The organism is Acidovorax sp. (assembly GCF_027492855.1).
Taxonomy (GTDB): Bacteria; Pseudomonadota; Gammaproteobacteria; order Burkholderiales; family Burkholderiaceae_C; genus Acidovorax.
The window spans coordinates 87,133-103,368 of record NZ_JAPUDY010000027.1 but is presented as its reverse complement, the minus strand read 5'-3'; the positions used below and the strand labels follow the sequence as shown (position 1 = coordinate 103,368).

The following is a 16,236-nucleotide window of genomic DNA, read 5'->3' as shown; positions in this document are numbered from 1 at the left end:
ACCGACCTGTTCCCCATCATGGAACTGGGCACCTCGGCCAAGATGCTGTCCATCGTGCCGCTGATGGCCGGTGGCGGCATGTACGAAACCGGTGCCGGCGGCTCGGCGCCCAAGCACGTGCAGCAGCTGGTGGAAGAAAACCACCTGCGCTGGGATTCGCTGGGCGAGTTCCTGGCGCTGGCCGTGTCGCTGGAAGACCTGGGCCTCAAGACCGGCAACACCAAGGCCAAGGTTCTGGCCCAAACGCTGGACGCCGCCACGGGCAAGCTCTTGGACAACAACAAGAACCCTTCGCCCAAGACCGGTCAGCTCGACAACCGTGGCAGCCAGTTCTACCTGGCCCTGTACTGGGCACAAGAGCTGGCAGCGCAGACGGACGACGCCGCGCTGGCCAAGCTGTTCGCCCCGCTGGCCAAACAACTGGCCGACAACGAGCAGACCATCGTGGCCGAGCTGGCCGCCGTGCAAGGCGCGCCTGCGGACATCGGCGGCTACTACCAGCCCGACATCGCCAAGCTGGATGCCGTGATGCGCCCCAGCGCCACGCTGAACGCGGCGCTGAAGAGCGTGGCGGCCTAACCTGCTACCGGCGCGGATGAGTGAAGGTTTGGGTCAACTTGCCTGACTATGTACACACCTCAGACACCTCTCATCCATCCGTTCGGGCTGAGCTTGTCGAAGCCAGGGCTTGCCAAGTACGTGCAAGGCTTCGACGGGCTCAGCCCGAACGGGGTTATGGGTGTGAAGTCTGAGGCAGGTCACCCATCAGGCAAAATTGGCCTCTAGCGCTTATTCAACAAGCGATAACAGCTATTAATTCAATAGCACAAATACAAAAGCCCCGCTGCTCTCCAGCGGGGCTTTTGTGTCTCTGGCGCCAGCCTGCCTACGGCCGTTCGCGGTCCGGCACACGGCTGGAGAGTGGCGCAGGCACGTAGGCTGGCAGAAAGGCACAGCCCTTGCCAAACCCCTCCTCGTAGGCCGGGCACTGCTGGGCGATGCCCTCGGGCGTGGGCTTCACGCCTTCATCCACCCAGCGCAGCAGCGCCGCCATCAGCGCGGGATAGGTGGGGTCGCTCAGGTAGCTGTGGCCGCTGTGGCGCGTGAAGGTCTGCACCAGCCGCGCGCTGCTGCCCGCCTTCTCCATCGTGGCCTTGAACTGCGCATCCAGCTCAGCAAAGGCCGTGGGGTCGTCAACGCCCTTCACGGTGAGCACGGGCACGGGGATGTTTCCGGTGGGGTCCGTGTCCTCGCCAAAGCGCGCCACGGCCTGTGGGTCAGCCCGGTAGCGCAGCACGCCTGCATTGAGTGCCGCGTCGTCCGGCGAGCCCTTGTAGGCCACGCCCCGATTGCCAAAAGGGCTGGCCCCGCCAGTGCGGTGCTGCGCCACGTCGCGGAAGTGGAACGTGGCCCAGTTCATGTGGCCCTGGATGGAGCTGGCGGGGATGCGGATCACGTCCACAATGGTCTGGACCTTGCGCTGCTGCTCGGGCGTGCGCTCCGCCGCGGGCTTGTTCAGCGCCAGGCATTCGTTCAGCCGCGCCTGCAGGTCGGCCTGCGCCATGGCCGAGTCGCGCGGCAGGCCGGTGTTGAGCGGGTACTGCACCTCGGTGGGCCGGGGATGGTTGTTGCACAGGTACTGGTAGACCACACGCAGATCGGTGCGGAAGTCATACGAGCGTGTGCCGCCCGCGAGCACGCCGCTGGTCAGCAGCACCGCGTCATACGGGCGCTTGCCATCGGCCGTGCGCTGGAACATCTCTGCCCCCCTGGCCGCCACGCTGGCGCCCCATGATTGGCCGTGCAGGATGGTGCGCTGGGGCTGGGCCACCTGCTGCACAAAAATCTGCCGCAAGCGCTCCGTGTCCTCAGCCGCTGCGCGCACCTCCACCCCACCTTGGCGAAAGCTGCTGCCCGCCCAGGCATAACCCGCGCGCACCATGATGTCCCAGCGCTCCAGGTCCTGCACCGATCGCTCCATCCGGGGCGCCCCCAGCGCCGGGCCGCCGTGGGCATGCAGCACCAGGTGCCGGTTCCACTGGTGGGGCACCGCGATCATGTAGTAGGCCCCGGCCGAGTCCTGGCCCGAGAGGCAGCGGGCGATGGATGTGATGTCTTTGGGGCATGGCGTGGCGGCGGGTGCGGCTTCCGACACCGCCTTGGGCTGGGTCGATACCGGGGCGCAGGCGGCCAGGAAAGCCGTGGCCAGGGCGGCGGCCACCGTCGTCAAGCGCGGCCAGGTGGAATGCGGCTGCAATGCAGTCATAAGGGTCTCCGTTGAATGGGTCATCGTGGGCCGGGCCACGCTGCATCGTAAAAACGGTGTTGCCGTCCGTCAATTGGACAGACCCGGCCCATGGCAACGTCCAAAGTCAGAAACGGAATTCCCAAAGAAAAAGGCTGCCCGGTCGAGCCCCAGGCAGCCTCACGATGCACCCGCGCTGGCCCCGGTAGGGCCAGCAATCAATACATCGCCGCGCTTCAGTTGTTGCCCATGGCAATCCCTTCGCGGCGCGGGTCGGCCCCACCCGCATAGGTGCCCGCGCCGGGGTTGCGTGCCAGCAGGCCCGCGTTGCCGTTGGGCCGCAGGCCATTGAACACCGCGCCGTGCAGGCCGCTGGTGAAGCTGCTGGTCTGCGCCACGGTGTGGCCGCGCGCCTTCAGGCCGTCGCGGATGGCGGCCGTGTCGATCACCGAGCCCGCTTCGATGGACGTGGTGGCGTTGGTCTGCGCGCCGAAGTTGGGCAGATTGATCGCCTGCTGCACGTTCAGGCCCCAGTCCGTCATGCCCAGAATGCTCTTGGCGGTGTACTGGATGATGGCGCTGCCGCCCGGCGAGCCGATCACGCCTTCAACATCACCCGAGGCGGCGTTGAAGATGATGGTGGGCGCCATGGAGCTGCGCGGGCGTTTGCCCGCCTGCACGCTGTTGGCAATGGGGTTGCCCGCTGCATCGGTGGCCGTGAACGAGAAGTCGGTGAGCTGGTTGTTCAGCAAAAAGCCGCGCACCATCTGCAGGCTGCCAAAGCCGTTTTCGATGGTCGTTGTCATGGACACGGCATTGCCTGCGTTGTCGATGATGGACAGGTGTGTGGTCGATGGCAGGGCCAGCGAGTTGTCCTGCCCCTTGGCACCGCTCACCCCCGGCGGCGTGCCCGCCACGGGCGTGCCGATGGTCTTGCTCATGCTGATGAGTTTGGCGCGCTCCTTGAGGTAGTCGGCATTGATCATGCCGGCCTGGGGCACGCTCACGAAGTCGGGGTCGGCCACATACAGCGCGCGGTCGGCGTAGGCCAGGCGGTAGGCCTCGGACACCACGTGCACCGAATCCAGCGTGTTGGGCTTCATGGCTGCCAGGTCAAAACCCTGCAGCAGGCCCAGGGTCTGCAGCACCGCAATGCCGCCCGAGCTGGGCGCGGGCATGCCACACACGCGGTACTGCACGCGGTACACGCCACACACGGGTTCGCGCACCTTGTGGGTGTAGCCGCTCAGGTCATCGAGCGCGAGCTTGCCGGGGTTGGTGGGGTGGCTGCTGACCTTGGCCACGATGTCCTTGGCGATATCGCCCTTGTAGAACACGTCGGCGCCGCCCGCCGCAATGGCTTTGAGCGTGGCCGCGAGTTCCGGATTCTTCAAGACGGTGCCGGTGGCCTTGGCCGTGCCGTCGGCATTGAGAAAGTAGCTGGCGCCGGGCTCGCCCTGGGCCTTGATGCGAGCGGCCGACCCGGCGATGGACACGCTCATGCGCTGCGAGATCGCAAAACCTTCTTCGCTGAGCTTGATGGCGGGCTCGAACAGGTCCTTCCATGGCAGCTTGCCGTGCGCCTTGTGCGCGGCTTCGAGCATGCGCAGCACACCGGGTGTGCCCACCGACAGGCCGCCGTCCACCGCGGTCAGAAAGGCCAGCGGCTTGCCGTCGGCACCGATGAACAAATTGGGCGTGGCCGCCTTGGGGGCCGTCTCACGGCCATCGTAGGCCAGCAGCTTGTTGGCGCCCTTGTCAAAGTGCAGCATGAAGGCGCCGCCACCAATGCCCGACGACTGCGGCTCCACCAGGTTCAGCACCATCTGCACCGCAATGGCGGCGTCCGTGGCCGTGCCGCCCTTGGCAAGGATCTCCACGCCCGCCTTCACGGCCAGCGGGTTGGCGGCAGACACCATGTCCTTGTTGGCATAGCTGATGGCCTTGGGGGTATAGCCCGACGGCGGCTCTGGCGGGACGTATTGCTCCACCGGCTCGGGCATGGCCACTGGAAGGGTGGGGCCGTCGTTGCCGCCACAAGCGGCCAGCACGGCCAAAGCGGCAATGCTCAGGCCCGTGGCGTAGGGATTGCGTCGAAAGACAGAAGCCGTCATGACTGAAACTCCTCACAATAGGACAGGAATAGGGAGAACGGGCCACAGAGGTGCGGCGTGCGGCACACCCCGTACCGCGATGGGAGGCGGGCCGCAGTTTCCGTGCCAGAAATGCCCTTCCAGTATGTGACACAGGCAAGAAAATTGTTTTGCTTTTATGCCCTGGTTGCCGTCGAATAGGAGAAACGATTTCTGCAATTAGCGATGAAACAGAATCTGGATTCCATTGACCGCCAACTGCTGGCCTTGCTGCAGCAGGACGCCGAAACCCCGCTGGCCGAGCTGGCCGACGCGGTGAACCTCTCCAACACCCCCTGCTGGCGGCGCATCCAGTGGCTGCGCGAGAAGGGTTACATCACCCGCCATGTGGCCCTGGTGGACCCGCGCAAGGTCAACGTGGGGGTAACGGTGTTCGTGGCCATCAAAACCAACCAGCACCACCAGCAGTGGTTCGATACCCTGCGCGACGCGGTGATGGACATCTCCGAGATCGTCGAGTTCTATCGCATGAGCGGAGATGTGGACTACCTACTGCGCGTGGTGGTGCCCGACATCCGCGCCTATGACGCGGTCTACAAACGGCTCACGCAGGCCGTTGCGCTGTCGGACGTGAGTTCGAGCTTTGCGATGGAAGAGCTCAAGTTCACCACCGCGCTGCCGCTGAACTACGCGCAGTAGCGGCCGCCGCGCGGAGTCCGCCGCTTCAGTATTTGCCCATGTAGTCGCGCTTGCCCAGCTCCACGCCGTTGTGGCGCGCCAGGGCGTAGGTCGTGTTCACGTGGAAGAAGAACTGCGGCAGGCCGTAGTGCAGCAGGTAGTGTTCGCCCACAAACTGCTTTTCGCGCGGCGTGCCGGGCTGGATGGTGATCTGGCGCGTGGCGGCGTCGGCAAACGCGGCCTCGGGCAGGCTTTCGACAAACGCCAGCACGGTGTTGATGCGTTCATTCAGATCGGCAAAACCGGGGCGCTCGGCGTCGGGGAAAGACGGCACCTCCACCCCTGCCAGGCGCGCCGCAATGCCCTTGGCGAAGTCGCAGGCAATCAGCACCTGGCGCGCCATCGGAAACATGTCGGGGAACAGCCGCGCCTGCAGCAGCGCGTCTGGTTCGATCTTGCGTGCCGTGGCATGGGCCTCGGTCTTGGCCAGGATGTCCTTGAGCGAGCCCAGCATCTGGCGAAAAACGGGGATGCTGGCGTTGTAGATGGAGTGCGTCATGGGTTTTTTAGGGGGGTATGGGGAGCGTTTGGAAGTGAGGAAGCAATGGTGGGCCGTGTAGCCACGGCGATTGCAACACAAGCCCGCCGCGCGCGTTGGGGCGCGCACAAAGCCCCTGGCGCAGCAGTCAGGCGGCCGCCCCCACGGGCCGTGCGGCTGCCCGCGCCGCCACGCCCACACCCACCAGCGCGGCCGACACCACGCTCAGCGCCAGCGTGACGGCCGAGCCGTAGAAGATGCCCGAAGTCATGCCGTGGTCCAGCATAGCGCCAAACACCGGGGCCGCCAGGCAAAAACCCAGGTCCAGGCCCGAATACACGGTGCCATACACGCGCCCCGTGGCGCCGGGCGGCGCGGCGCGCTTGATCAGCATGTCGCGCGAGGGGCCCGCAAGGCCCGTGCCCAGCCCCGCCACCGAGGCCACCACCACTGCCGCCATGCCGGGCAAAAACCCCATGCCCACCGCCACCAGCAGCACGGCAGAGCCCAGCAGGCACACCGAGATGATCTTCTCGAGCCGCTGCACACGCCCCACCAGAAAGCCGCCCACCAGCATGCCTACCGCGCCACACAGCATGTAGCCGGTGACCACCATGGCCGTGATGCTCAGCGGCAGGCCGTACATGGTCTGCAGCGCGGGGCTGGCAAAGCTCTGGATGGCGCTCAATGCGCAGGTGCTCCAGAAGAAGAACGAGAAACACAGCCACACCGAGGGCAGCTTGAGGAAGGCCATGGGGTGCTCGGGCTTGGCCGCCGCGCCACCCTTGTGGGCCTGGTGCGCCCACTCGCCCTGGCGGTCGTCGATGGCGTCGCGGTTCCAGACCATGATGGCCAGCACCGCCAACGCCAGCAGCGCGCCACACAAGCAGGCCGTGCGCCACGAGCCCGTGGCCGTGGCAATGCCCGCCATGAACACCGGCGCCGTGGCCCAGCCCAGGTTGCCGCTGATGCCATGCACCGAAAAGCCATGCCCCAGGCGTGCTGGCGACACGCGCTTGTTCAGGATGGTGAAGTCCACCGGGTGGAAGGGCGCGTTGCCCAGCCCGGCCAGCGCCGCCGCCAGCAACAGCCCGGTATAGCCCTGCGCCGTGCCTGCCGCCAGCCCCGCCGCCGCAAAACTCGACAGCGCAAAAAACATCACCGGCCGCGCACCCACGCGGTCCACCAAAAAGCCCGACAGCGCCTGGCCCACGCCCGAGATCACAAAAAACACCGACACCAGCAGCCCCAGCTCGGAGTAGCTAAAGCCGAACTCGCCGATCAGCCACGGAAACAGCGGCGGCAGCAACATGTGAAAGAAGTGCGAGCTGCCATGGGCCAGGCCGATGAGGCCGATGGTGCGGGCGTCCTGCCGCAAGGGAACGGGACTGGCAGCGTTGGCGGGGGAAGAAAGGGTCATGGGTGGAATCTTAGGCAGATGCGCCTCGGCAGGTTTACGATAGGCAGACAACTTTTGTCGCAAACATGCCAACCCCTGCCACCGAGCACTTTGCCCCCGAGGTCGTGCCCCGCCCAAAACACGGAACGCCGCGTGCGCTGTCGTACGTGGGCTCGCTCACGCCCGAGCTGTTCGTGCCCACCACCGCGCGCCCGGTGCGCGCCAAGCTGCGCTGGCTGGCCGCCGACACCCAGGTCATGCCCCACAGCCACCCCTGGGCGCAGGTGGCGATCTCGACCACGGGCGTGATCCGGCTCACGGTGAGCCACGGCACCTACATCGTGCCGCCCTCGCGCGCGCTGTGGATTCCGCCCGGCGTGGAGCATGCCGTGACCATGGTGGAAGACGCCGATTTGCGCACGCTGTATTTCCACCAGCCGCGCGGCCGGTGCGGGCCTGGCGCGCTGGGCCAGGGCCACCGTGCCAGCGAGGCCACCCAGGCCTGGCGCCAATGCCGGGTGCTGGAGGTGTCCGACCTGCTGCGCGCCCTGGTGCGCGAGATGCCCACCGCACCCGACGGCGGCCCCGCCATCACGCCCGCCGAGCGGCTGCGCGAACAGCACCTGAGCGCCCTGGTGCGCGACGAGCTGGCCCGCGCCGCCGCCGTGAAGCTGGGCGTGGACCTGCCCCAGGACAAGCGCCTGCGCCACCTGTGCGAGGCCGTGCTGGCCGACCCCACGCGCCACGAAACCCTGGCCGACTGGGCGCAGGACACCGGCGCCAGCCCGCGCACCGTGGCCCGGCTGTTCCGCTCGGAACTGGGCAGCACCTTCACCCAATGGCGCCAGCAAGTGATCCTGGCCAAGGCCGTGTCGCTGGCCGCCGGGCGCATGCCCATGGGCCAGATCGCCGCCGAGCTGGGCTACAGCCCCAGTGCCTTCAGCGCCATGGTGCGCAAGTCGGTGGGGCAGCCGCCGGGGCGGTTTTTGGGGCAGCAAGGGGCGTAGCAGCCACCATGCCTGGCCACTTCAAAAATGATAGCTATTGGCGCTTGATATATAAGCGCCAGGCCCTGTTTTCATCGCATTTTTTGGGCTCAAAACGGCCTGCACAGGCATGGCGCGGGCGCGTGAACTCGCGAAAACTCGGGTTTGTCTGTACTTTTGGCCGTCTAAACAGGTTTTACCGCCCGTGGAATAAGCGCAAGCAGCTATTATTCTTGACAAGATCAAGCCGCCATTCCAGCACTGGCAACTTGCGTTGCAGGCAAATATTGGGCACTTTCCGCCCATGCGATGGAATAAATCGGCGCACATGCTGCTCTTGTACGCATGATCCAGACCTCGGAGTCTCGTTACAACCAGTGGGTGCGTGAGCACTACCGCTTCCTGCTGCGCAGTGCCTGGGCACTGACGGGTTCGCGCGCACAGGCCGAGGATGTGGTGCAGGACTGCTTCACCAGCGCCTGGAAAAACCGCAAGCAGCTGCGCGACCCGGCGCTGGCGCGCGCCTGGCTGTTCCAGATCATGCGGCGCCACGCGCTGCGCCACATGGCGCCACCGCCCTTGCAGTCGCTCGACGACGAAACCGCCATCGAGCCAGGCAGCGCCGTGCACGACGACAACAGCCTGGACGACCAGCTCGACGTGGTCAAGGCGCTGGCACGCATCGCCCCCATCCACCGCGAGGTGCTGGTGCTGTTTTATTTTGACGACATGCCCACCGCGCAGATGGCCGAGGCGCTGGAAGTGGCGCCCGGCACCGTGCTGTCGCGCCTGGCGCGGGCCCGCGAGGCGCTCAAGGCCGCGCTGCGGCCCGCGCCGGCATCCTCCCCCCCATCGCCGCACACGGCGCCCAAGCTACGCAGCGTCTGACATATGCCTGATCTTCGCCCTCCCGACAGCAGCTTCGACCTGCGGGCCCGTGCCGAACTGGCGCTGGCCTTCGACCCCGGCGAGCCCCCGCAGCACCTGTTTCGCCACACGCCGCTTCTGGCGCGGCGCGGCGTGCGCGGCAGCCTGGTGGCCTTGCTGCTGGCCGCCACCGGCACCAGCGCCGTGCTGGCCATGCGCCCGCCTGCCCTGGTGCGCGGCGCCATCGAGCACGAGTATTACGAGCGCACCCTGCGCGGCGAGTTCATGGACGCATCCACGCTGCTCCAGCACCTGGGGCTGGGCGATGCGCAGGCCGTGCCGGGCTACCCGCAGCTGATGCGCCCCTGCGACATCAACGGCCACCTGGCCTACCACCTCACCTCGTTTTTCGAAAAAGGCGGCATGGTCACCGTGTTCGCCTTCGACGCCCCCGTCATGCTGCGCGAGGACAGCGGCGGCTGGTGGGGCAATGTGTATTGGCGCGTGATCGCCTCGCGCGATGGCAAGCCCCTGGTGCTGGTGGCGCAAAAGAAAGCCGCGCTGGCCGTGGCGCAAAACGCCTTGGCACCGCCCGCGCAGTAGATAACAACGTAGCAACGCCGCCCCGCCTGGCGACGATCCCTTTCCAACCCTGACTCACTCACCCAAAGGAGACACGATGACCATTGCTTCCCACACCACCATGCCCCGCCGCAGCCTGCTCACCGGCAGCGCTGCCGCACTTGCCGGTGTCGGCCTCGCCACTTGGGGCCGGGGCGCACACGCGCAGGCTGCCGCCGCCAAGCCGCTGCCCGCCGCTGTCAGTTGGAAGAATCCGGCCGACGTCATCGTGCACAGCGCCTCCACCGTGGAGACCAAACGCAGCGCCTTCGGCACGGGTGCCATCACGCCCAGCAACCAGCTTTACCTGCGCAACAACCTGCCAACGCCCGACGCCTCCATCGTTGCCGACCGCGACGCCTGGGAAGTGAACGTGACCGGCGTGAAGAACCCGCGCAAGCTCACGCTGCGCGAGCTCAAGGCCATGGGCCTGGAGACCGTCACCATGGTGCTGCAATGCTCGGGCAACGGCCGCGCCTTCTTCCCCAGCAAGCCCAGCGGAACGCAGTGGACGGTGGGCGCCGCAGGCTGCGTGGTCTGGAGCGGTGTGCCCATGCGCGCCGTGGTCGAGGCGCTGGGCGGTGTGGTCGAAGGCATGCGCTACATGACCAGCACGGGCGGCGAGAAGCTGCCCGACGGCATTGACCCCAAGAGCATCATCGTCGAGCGCTCGGTGGCCGCCGCCGCCCGGCAGGACGCCATGTTGGCCTGGGAGATGAATGGCGAGCCGATTCCACTGGCGCACGGCGGCCCCCTGCGCATGATCGTGCCGGGCTTCCAGGGCGTGAACAACATCAAGTACGTCAAGCAGGTTGCCTTTACCGAGAACGAAAGCGACGCCAAGATCATGTCGCACGGCTACCGCCTGGCGCCCCTGGGCGGCAAGGGCGACCCCAGCATGCCCTCGGTGCAGGAGATGGGCGTCAAGTCCTGGATCAACTCGCCGCTGCCCGAAGACGGCACGCTGACCGCTGGCGGCGTGGTGCAGATCTTCGGCGTGGCCTTTGGCGGCGTGCACGCCGTCAAGGGCGTGGAAGTGTCGATCGACGGCGGCAAAACCTGGCAGCAGGCCCGCTTCATCGGCCCGGACCTGGGCAAGTACGCCTGGCGCCAGTTCGCCCTGGCCGCGCGCCTGCCCGCAGGCAACCACATGCTGGTCAGCCGCGCCACCGACACCGCGGGCAACACGCAGCCCGAGGCGCGCGTTGAAAACCTGCGGGGCTACAACAACACCAGCTGGGCCGACCACGCGGTCACGGTCACCGTGGCCTGAGCAGGCTGGGCGCCCTGGTATGGATTGGCGGCATTCAAAAACATCCATCCGTTCACGCTGAGCTTGTCGAAGCGCCGCGCGAGGCTTCGACGGGCTCAGCCCGAACGGGTTGGATGGATCGAACCCACTCCGGATGAATCGCCAGGGCGCTCAACGTCTTCTCCCCTTCCCTCTCCTTTGCACAGCTGCGCAATCCGCGCATCGTTTGATCATTCTTCTTTTCTCTCCAAAAACAACCATGCACCCCACCCGCCAAGCCCTTCCCCTGTTCCACCGGCTGCGCGTCCTGACGGCGCCCGCACTGCTGCTGACCGCCGGTCTGGCGGGCATGGCGGCCCACGCTGCCGACGACGCCGCCCAAATGGCCCTGGGCAAAAAGCTCTTCACCACCGCCACCCCCGCCTGCGCCATCTGCCACACGCTCAAGGACGCAGGTGCCGAGGGCGCCGTGGGCCCCGTGCTGGACGAACTGCAGCCCGAAGCCAGCCGCGTGGCCAAGGCCCTGCGCGACGGCGTGGGCAGCATGCCGTCCTTCAAATCCAGTTTGACCGAAGCACAGATCGCAGCGCTGGCGCTGTATGTCTCCAAAGCCAGCCGCGGCGGCAAATAGGCAAGCCCCGTTGGTGAACTAGGCGGTGGCCCGGTTCTGAGCTAGGTCCATCGCAAAACGGCCGTGGCCCACGGACCAGTCGGAATAGTCGTTTTCGTGCATGAAGATGAACACATCGGCCGGGGCCACGCCTGCCGTGGCCTGCAGGTTGTGCGCGATGGCGGCGTACAGGGCGCGTTTCATCGCATCGCTGCGCCCGCGCCGCAGCGTGATCTCGACCACCACCACGCGGTCGGAGCGGGCCACGCCGTTGAACGTGGGGCTGCAGGCAAATTCGCCGGGCGCATACCCCGCCACCATGTTGAACAACTCGTCCGGCGGCATGCCGATGCCGTCCACCAGCGCCTGGTGGATGCCTTGCACGATGGCATCGCGCGTGGCAGCAGGGGTGTCGTGGGGGACGTTGGTGCGGATAAAAGGCATGGGCTTCTCCTATGTTCTTTCAAGTTAAATAATTCAATGAGCAGCAAGCTCTACATTTCAGACAAATTTGCCTAGTAGCGCTTTATTGAAAAACGATTGTTGCTATCAATTTGTGATCTGAAAAGCGATGAATTTTCCGCATCTATGTGCCATAAAATCACATAGATGAGCCACCGCCTCCCCCCACTGAGCGCCTTGCGCGCGTTCGAGGCCGCCGCCCGGCTGGGCCGCATGACGGCGGCGGCAGACGAGTTGTCGGTCACGCCCGGCGCCATCAGCCGCCAGGTGCGTCAGTTGGAGCAACACCTGGGCGTGCCCCTGTTTGACGGCAGCAAGGCCCGCCCCACCCTCACCCCGGCAGCGCATGTGCTGCAACCGGTGCTGACCACCGCGTTTGCCCACATCGCCGACGCCGTGCGCGAGATCAGCGACCACAGCCAGGGCCCGCTGGACGTGGCCTGCTTCAGCACCTTCACCGTCAAGTGGCTGATCCCCCGGCTGTTCGACTTCCAGACGCGGCACCCAGGCATCGAGGTGCGCCTGCGCACCACCGACGCCGGCCCGGATGCCCCCCCCCTGCAGGGCGACCTGGCCATCACCGCCGAAGAGGCCACCGAGGCGCAAGGAGCCCACCAGGAACAACGGCGGTTGTTCCCAGAACACCTGGGCCCGGTGCTGAGCCCCGAACTGGCGCAGCAGATGGCGCTGCACCAGCCCGCCGACCTGGCCGACCCGGCCCTGCAGCCCCTGCGCCTGCACACCCGCACGCGGCGCAACGCCTGGGCCATGTGGGGCGCCGCAGCAGGCGCCACCGTGCCGCCACCACCGCAGGCGGCCCCGGAGTTTGAGCATTACTACTTCACGCTGGAGGCCGCCGTGCGCGGGCTGGGCATCGCCATCGCCCCCTGGCATCTGGTGATGGACGACATACAGGCGGGCCGCCTGGTGGCACCGCTGGGGTTTGTGGCCTCGGGCTACGACTACGTGCTGCACCGCCGCGCTGGTGGCCCGCTGCACCGCCTGGATGTGTTCTGTGCCTGGCTGCAGGCACAGGCCGCGGCCACACCGGCACCGCCTACAGCCGCCAAACTACGGTAACAACGGCCCGCACAACCCGGCGGCCGGGGGATGCGCAGGGTAACGTGCCCACTGTTCTGTCCAGGCCCACACCTGCTGCACGCCGTCCACGCCCTCCCCTCCGGCCACGCGGCGCTGCAGGCCGTGGTCTGCGCCGTCCAGCCGCCGCACACAGAAGGGCGCGGTGCGCACCGAGGCCCGCTCTGCAAAACGCGCATAGGCAGCGGCAGGCACCAGCGCATCGTTGCCGCCCCATACCTGCAGCAGAGGCCAGGGGCCGTTGATGAGGGGTTTGGCCACCGGCCAGTTCCACAGGTCGCGCCAGTAGCCCAGGCTGCGCCCTTGCACCACGGTGCTGTCGGGCCGGGTGCCCGCCACCATCTGCGCGAGCGCGGCCCAATCGCCCTCCACCCCCAGGCGGCGGGCTTGCAGCGCACCGGCCTCCTGCGGGTCCAGCCCGCTGGCGGACAGCAGCACCAGGCCCGCCAGGTGCGGCACCTCGGGGGCCAGCGCGGGCAGCAGTTCGGCCCCTTCTGAGATACCGACCAGCCACTGCGGCAGCGCAGGCTGTCCCTGGCGTTGTTGGGCGTCGGCACGCAGGGCCGCACGGGCGTGGGCAAGCCAGGTGGAATGGCGGTCTTGTTGCACAAAGCTGCGCGCGCAATCGGCAGGCGCAGTGCGGGCTTCGGGATCGACCCCAGGTTTGTGCAGCACCAGCACCTGGGCGTGCAGCAGCCCGGCAAAGTAGCGGTCGGCAAACGGCCCCAAGCCCGCGCACCCCGAGCCGGGCACCACGATCACGCGGTAGCGCAGGGGCGCCACGCGCTCGCTGCGCTGCAGGGCCCACAGGCTTGCCCCGCCCTCGCCGGGCAGCGCGATGGGTTGAAAAGCGCTGGTGGGCGCTGTGGGGGTGGTGGACGATTCCGACTCCGTCGTCACGGCGCAACCCGCAAGCCCAACGCCCACCGCTGCGGCCAGCGCCACCCGCCCAGCCCACCGCCGCGCCCCCATGAAAAAGGCCAGCACGGGGCTGGCCTTTAGCGATGGGGCTGCTGTGACGAAACGGTGCGCCACGGCGTGCAACATCGGCGCGCTTCTTACTTGAGGATCAGCACCTGCTCAGGCTGCTGGGGCTGCGGCATGGGCTGGCCGCCTTGCTGGTACACCGCCGGGGGGCGCACGCCGCGCGCCAGGTTGGCATCGCTGTAGCCCAGTTGCATCGCCAACTGCTGGTACACGTCTTGCGCGAGCGACAACGAGGTCTCGCGCATCACCTTGGCGCGGTTGGGGGGGGCGATGTCGCCACGGATCGACAGGATCTTGGTGTCGTTGCCTTCGCCCTGGGCGGAGAACGCGGCCTTGATCTCGTAGGTCTTGGTGTTGATGAGCGAGAAATCGGTGAGCAGTTGCAGGCCGTACTGGCGCGTGGCGCTGGTGGTGCCCTGCAGGGGCGAGAGCGCGTCGGTGAAGTCGATGCTCGACACCACGCCGAACAGCACGTAGTCGGCGCCGTTGAACTCGCCCTTCTTGATGCGGCTGATCACGTCGGCCACCTGGGGCTGCGCCTGGGGCGTGGCCATCTTGCCGCCCTGCACCTGGTTAAGCACCTGCTCGGCCTTGCTGGCCTGGGGCTTGCCCGCGTCAAAGCCCTTGCCCTGGATCAGGCGGAAGTAGGTGCCCTGCAGGATGGCGCCCTTGATGTCGTTGGTGTAGCCACCCAACTCGCGCTGCTCGATGTAGCTGTAGCGGCCCGCCACGTAGGTGCCGCTGGCCTGCTCGGACGCCTGCATGTTGTGGCTGCCCGAGTGCGAGCCCGAACCGCCGTAGGGGCCATGGCTGTAGCCGCCGCTGGCGCTGCCGCCCGCGCTCATCTGGCTGCTGCGCTGGTAGGTGCCCGCCATGAAGTACTCGGACACGCGCTGCGCGTAGGCCAGGTCGGTCACGGCGATCTTGGGCGCCGCGCCCGGCTGCTGTGCCTGGGCGGTGGCGCCCCAGGCCAGGGTGGTGGCCGCGATCACGGCCAGGGCCGTGTGGAGAGTGGTTCTGCGTTGCATGTGATGCTCCTTGTGAGCTAACGGAAAGTCATGAATTCATCGAGCGATGTGCGCCTTCGCCCCTACATCCTTCGAAACTGGCGCGGCCCAAGCCAGCGGCCGCCGTGCAAGGGCCGCCCCGCCGCACTGGCGGCGTCCCCCTTCCCGCGCGCAGCGCGAGAGAAAGGGGGAAGCGGCGCAGCCGCTCAGGGGGTTACCTCTTACTCGTCTTGCGAATCTCTTTTTCGTCCTGCCATTCGATCGTGCCTTCCTGCACGTCAAACAGCTTGAGCGTGAACTTGTAGTACACGTCCTTGGTCGCGTTGTTCTGCTTGACGATGCTGGTCAGCTCGCCCTCCATGGTGTACTTGGCGGCGGTCATCTGGCCGACCTTGGCGGTGGTGCCCTGCTTGTACAGGCCGCTCTGGTTTTGGCGCTGCAGCTCATCCACGCCCTGCTGCATTTCGTTGATGGAGCGCACGAAGCGCACCTTGCCCGACTTGACCAGCGCGGTCTGGATCGAGCTCATCACGTTGGTGGTGTCGATGTACTCGCTGGTCTTGTTCTTCACGGTGGAGATCGTCACCGTGGGGCGGCCCTGGAAGATGCCGGTTTCCAGCAGGCCGCCGGTCATCTTCTCGGCAATCATCTGCAGGTCAGTGGAGCCGAACTCGTTGGTCACCAGCTCGACGGCCTTGGCGTCGCCGTAGTTGACCTGGCGGTCAAAACGCACGGTGGGCGAGGACAGGTTCTGGCAGGCCGTGAGGGCCAGGGTGCTGGCGGCAAAGGCCAGGATGAGCGCGCTGCGCTGGATGCGGTTCTTGGTGGTCATGGTTTTCAACTCCTGATGCGGGTTCGCGTTCGGATCAGTTAGAACTGTTCGGGCTGAGCGCTCCGGCAGGCTCAGCGTGAACGGATGGGTTTTCTCTACGAAGCAATGGCAGCGCTTCAGCGCGGCTCTACGTTCATTTCCAGGCGCAGGTCGACCGCAGCGCTGGTGGGCGCCACGCTCTTGACGGTCTGCTGGCCCAGGCCGAGCACGGTCATCTGCTTCCAGGACTCGCCGTCGCCCACCTGGTTGCCCACGTTGTCCAGCCACTTGAAGCGGTAGAACACGGTGCGGTCGGTGCGGCCCATGTTGGACATGTCGGCCTGCACCACCAGGATGTCGTTCTTGCGCACGATGCGCATCTCGCGCACGGCGATGCTGTTGGCTTCGCCGCGCAGGGCGACCTTGGCGGCCACGGCCAGTGGCGTGGCCGGGTCGTGCGTCTGGGCACCTGCGCCGGCACAGGCGGCCAGCGTCATCAGGGCCGCACACGCCACGGCGGGGATGGTCAGAGGGGAAAAACGGGTACGCATGCCAAAGACTCCTTGGAAATCGTCAAAAAAG

At 66.8% G+C, this 16,236-nt stretch carries 17 protein-coding genes; 8 read left to right on the top strand and 9 right to left on the bottom strand.

The annotated features are described in order from the left end of the window. Nucleotides 1-579, top strand: a 579-nt coding sequence (locus tag Q0105_RS05625; protein ID WP_298209608.1) for an NADP-dependent isocitrate dehydrogenase, incomplete at its 5' end; no start/stop codon positions are given. Nucleotides 580-886: 307 nt separating this feature from the next. On the opposite strand, the gene Q0105_RS05620 is transcribed toward Q0105_RS05625, so the two are convergent. Beyond that, nucleotides 887-2,266 (bottom strand): hypothetical protein, encoded by a 1,380-nt coding sequence (locus Q0105_RS05620; RefSeq protein ID WP_298209606.1) that lies wholly within the window; start codon nucleotides 2,264-2,266, stop codon nucleotides 887-889. A 215-nt stretch (nucleotides 2,267-2,481) separates the two neighbouring features. Next, nucleotides 2,482-4,359 (bottom strand): gamma-glutamyltransferase, encoded by a 1,878-nt coding sequence (ggt, locus tag Q0105_RS05615; protein ID WP_298209604.1) that lies wholly within the window; start codon nucleotides 4,357-4,359, stop codon nucleotides 2,482-2,484. 204 nt (nucleotides 4,360-4,563) lie between these two features. Here ggt and Q0105_RS05610 point away from each other — a divergent pair, with 204 nt between their 5' ends. Continuing rightward, the gene (locus Q0105_RS05610) at nucleotides 4,564-5,037 is read left to right on the top strand and encodes an Lrp/AsnC family transcriptional regulator (RefSeq protein ID WP_298209603.1); all 474 of its coding nucleotides are present in this window, start codon (nucleotides 4,564-4,566) and stop codon (nucleotides 5,035-5,037) included. Nucleotides 5,038-5,062: 25 nt separating this feature from the next. Here the strand turns inward: Q0105_RS05610 and Q0105_RS05605 are convergent, their stop codons facing one another. After that, complete coding sequence (locus Q0105_RS05605) at nucleotides 5,063-5,575, bottom strand: DUF1993 family protein (protein WP_298209600.1); 513 nt, start codon at nucleotides 5,573-5,575, stop codon at nucleotides 5,063-5,065. A gap of 127 nt (nucleotides 5,576-5,702) precedes the next feature. Continuing rightward, entirely contained in the window at nucleotides 5,703-6,974 is a 1,272-nt protein-coding gene (locus Q0105_RS05600) for an MFS transporter (RefSeq protein WP_298209599.1), read from the bottom strand. Nucleotides 6,975-7,039: 65 nt separating this feature from the next. On the opposite strand from Q0105_RS05600, the gene Q0105_RS05595 reads away from it, so the two are divergent. From Q0105_RS05595 to Q0105_RS05575, 5 genes are all read left to right on the top strand, one after another. After that, entirely contained in the window at nucleotides 7,040-7,960 is a 921-nt protein-coding gene (locus Q0105_RS05595) for a helix-turn-helix transcriptional regulator (RefSeq protein ID WP_298209597.1), read from the top strand. A 324-nt stretch (nucleotides 7,961-8,284) separates the two neighbouring features. Next, entirely contained in the window at nucleotides 8,285-8,827 is a 543-nt protein-coding gene (locus Q0105_RS05590; RefSeq protein ID WP_298209595.1) for an RNA polymerase sigma factor, read from the top strand. A gap of 3 nt (nucleotides 8,828-8,830) precedes the next feature. Next, on the top strand, nucleotides 8,831-9,409 hold the full coding sequence (locus Q0105_RS05585; RefSeq protein ID WP_298209593.1) for a hypothetical protein: 579 nt from the start codon (nucleotides 8,831-8,833) through the stop codon (nucleotides 9,407-9,409). Between the two features lie 82 nt (nucleotides 9,410-9,491). Then, nucleotides 9,492-10,700 carry a sulfite oxidase gene (locus tag Q0105_RS05580; protein ID WP_298209621.1) on the top strand — a complete coding sequence of 403 codons (1,209 nt, stop codon included), beginning with the start codon at nucleotides 9,492-9,494 and terminating at the stop codon, nucleotides 10,698-10,700. A 328-nt stretch (nucleotides 10,701-11,028) separates the two neighbouring features. After that, a complete protein-coding gene (locus tag Q0105_RS05575) occupies nucleotides 11,029-11,310 on the top strand; it encodes a cytochrome c (RefSeq protein ID WP_298209618.1) in 282 nt (93 codons plus the stop codon). Nucleotides 11,311-11,328: 18 nt separating this feature from the next. On the opposite strand, the gene Q0105_RS05570 is transcribed toward Q0105_RS05575, so the two are convergent. After that, nucleotides 11,329-11,733: a tautomerase family protein gene (locus Q0105_RS05570; protein WP_298209591.1), complete on the bottom strand. Its 405-nt coding sequence runs from the start codon at nucleotides 11,731-11,733 to the stop codon at nucleotides 11,329-11,331. 165 nt (nucleotides 11,734-11,898) lie between these two features. Between Q0105_RS05570 and Q0105_RS05565 the strand changes: the two genes are divergently transcribed. Then, entirely contained in the window at nucleotides 11,899-12,831 is a 933-nt protein-coding gene (locus Q0105_RS05565) for a LysR substrate-binding domain-containing protein (RefSeq protein ID WP_298209589.1), read from the top strand. Here Q0105_RS05565 and Q0105_RS05560 read toward each other — a convergent pair. The 4 genes from Q0105_RS05560 to Q0105_RS05545 form a co-directional block, all read right to left on the bottom strand. Then, nucleotides 12,823-13,896, bottom strand: a complete 1,074-nt coding sequence (locus Q0105_RS05560) for an alpha/beta hydrolase (RefSeq protein WP_298209587.1) — start codon at nucleotides 13,894-13,896, stop codon at nucleotides 12,823-12,825. The genes Q0105_RS05565 and Q0105_RS05560 overlap by 9 nt on opposite strands. 11 nt (nucleotides 13,897-13,907) lie before the next feature. Continuing rightward, on the bottom strand, nucleotides 13,908-14,864 hold the full coding sequence (locus Q0105_RS05555) for a hypothetical protein (RefSeq protein ID WP_298209585.1): 957 nt from the start codon (nucleotides 14,862-14,864) through the stop codon (nucleotides 13,908-13,910). A gap of 193 nt (nucleotides 14,865-15,057) precedes the next feature. After that, a complete protein-coding gene (gene lpoB, locus Q0105_RS05550) occupies nucleotides 15,058-15,675 on the bottom strand; it encodes a penicillin-binding protein activator LpoB (RefSeq protein ID WP_298209584.1) in 618 nt (205 codons plus the stop codon). A 116-nt stretch (nucleotides 15,676-15,791) separates the two neighbouring features. Further along, the gene (locus tag Q0105_RS05545) at nucleotides 15,792-16,205 is read right to left on the bottom strand and encodes a YcfL family protein (protein WP_298209582.1); all 414 of its coding nucleotides are present in this window, start codon (nucleotides 16,203-16,205) and stop codon (nucleotides 15,792-15,794) included. Nucleotides 16,206-16,236: the final 31 nt, after the last annotated feature.

What these genes read in the sequence shown, in the direction of transcription:
- Q0105_RS05610 (WP_298209603.1), top strand. Translation starts at nt 4,564, where the DNA reads ATGAAACAGAATCTGGATTCCATTGACCGCCAACTGCTGGCCTTGCTG.
- Q0105_RS05570 (WP_298209591.1), bottom strand. Translation starts at nt 11,733, where the DNA reads ATGCCTTTTATCCGCACCAACGTCCCCCACGACACCCCTGCTGCCACG.
- Q0105_RS05590 (WP_298209595.1), top strand. Translation starts at nt 8,285, where the DNA reads ATGATCCAGACCTCGGAGTCTCGTTACAACCAGTGGGTGCGTGAGCAC.
- Q0105_RS05595 (WP_298209597.1), top strand. Translation starts at nt 7,040, where the DNA reads ATGCCAACCCCTGCCACCGAGCACTTTGCCCCCGAGGTCGTGCCCCGC.
- Q0105_RS05605 (WP_298209600.1), bottom strand. Translation starts at nt 5,575, where the DNA reads ATGACGCACTCCATCTACAACGCCAGCATCCCCGTTTTTCGCCAGATG.
- lpoB (WP_298209584.1), bottom strand. Translation starts at nt 15,675, where the DNA reads ATGACCACCAAGAACCGCATCCAGCGCAGCGCGCTCATCCTGGCCTTT.
- Q0105_RS05565 (WP_298209589.1), top strand. Translation starts at nt 11,899, where the DNA reads ATGAGCCACCGCCTCCCCCCACTGAGCGCCTTGCGCGCGTTCGAGGCC.
- Q0105_RS05600 (WP_298209599.1), bottom strand. Translation starts at nt 6,974, where the DNA reads ATGACCCTTTCTTCCCCCGCCAACGCTGCCAGTCCCGTTCCCTTGCGG.
- Q0105_RS05560 (WP_298209587.1), bottom strand. Translation starts at nt 13,896, where the DNA reads ATGTTGCACGCCGTGGCGCACCGTTTCGTCACAGCAGCCCCATCGCTA.
- ggt (WP_298209604.1), bottom strand. Translation starts at nt 4,359, where the DNA reads ATGACGGCTTCTGTCTTTCGACGCAATCCCTACGCCACGGGCCTGAGC.
- Q0105_RS05545 (WP_298209582.1), bottom strand. Translation starts at nt 16,205, where the DNA reads ATGCGTACCCGTTTTTCCCCTCTGACCATCCCCGCCGTGGCGTGTGCG.
- Q0105_RS05555 (WP_298209585.1), bottom strand. Translation starts at nt 14,864, where the DNA reads ATGCAACGCAGAACCACTCTCCACACGGCCCTGGCCGTGATCGCGGCC.
- Q0105_RS05575 (WP_298209618.1), top strand. Translation starts at nt 11,029, where the DNA reads ATGGCGGCCCACGCTGCCGACGACGCCGCCCAAATGGCCCTGGGCAAA.
- Q0105_RS05585 (WP_298209593.1), top strand. Translation starts at nt 8,831, where the DNA reads ATGCCTGATCTTCGCCCTCCCGACAGCAGCTTCGACCTGCGGGCCCGT.
- Q0105_RS05620 (WP_298209606.1), bottom strand. Translation starts at nt 2,266, where the DNA reads ATGACTGCATTGCAGCCGCATTCCACCTGGCCGCGCTTGACGACGGTG.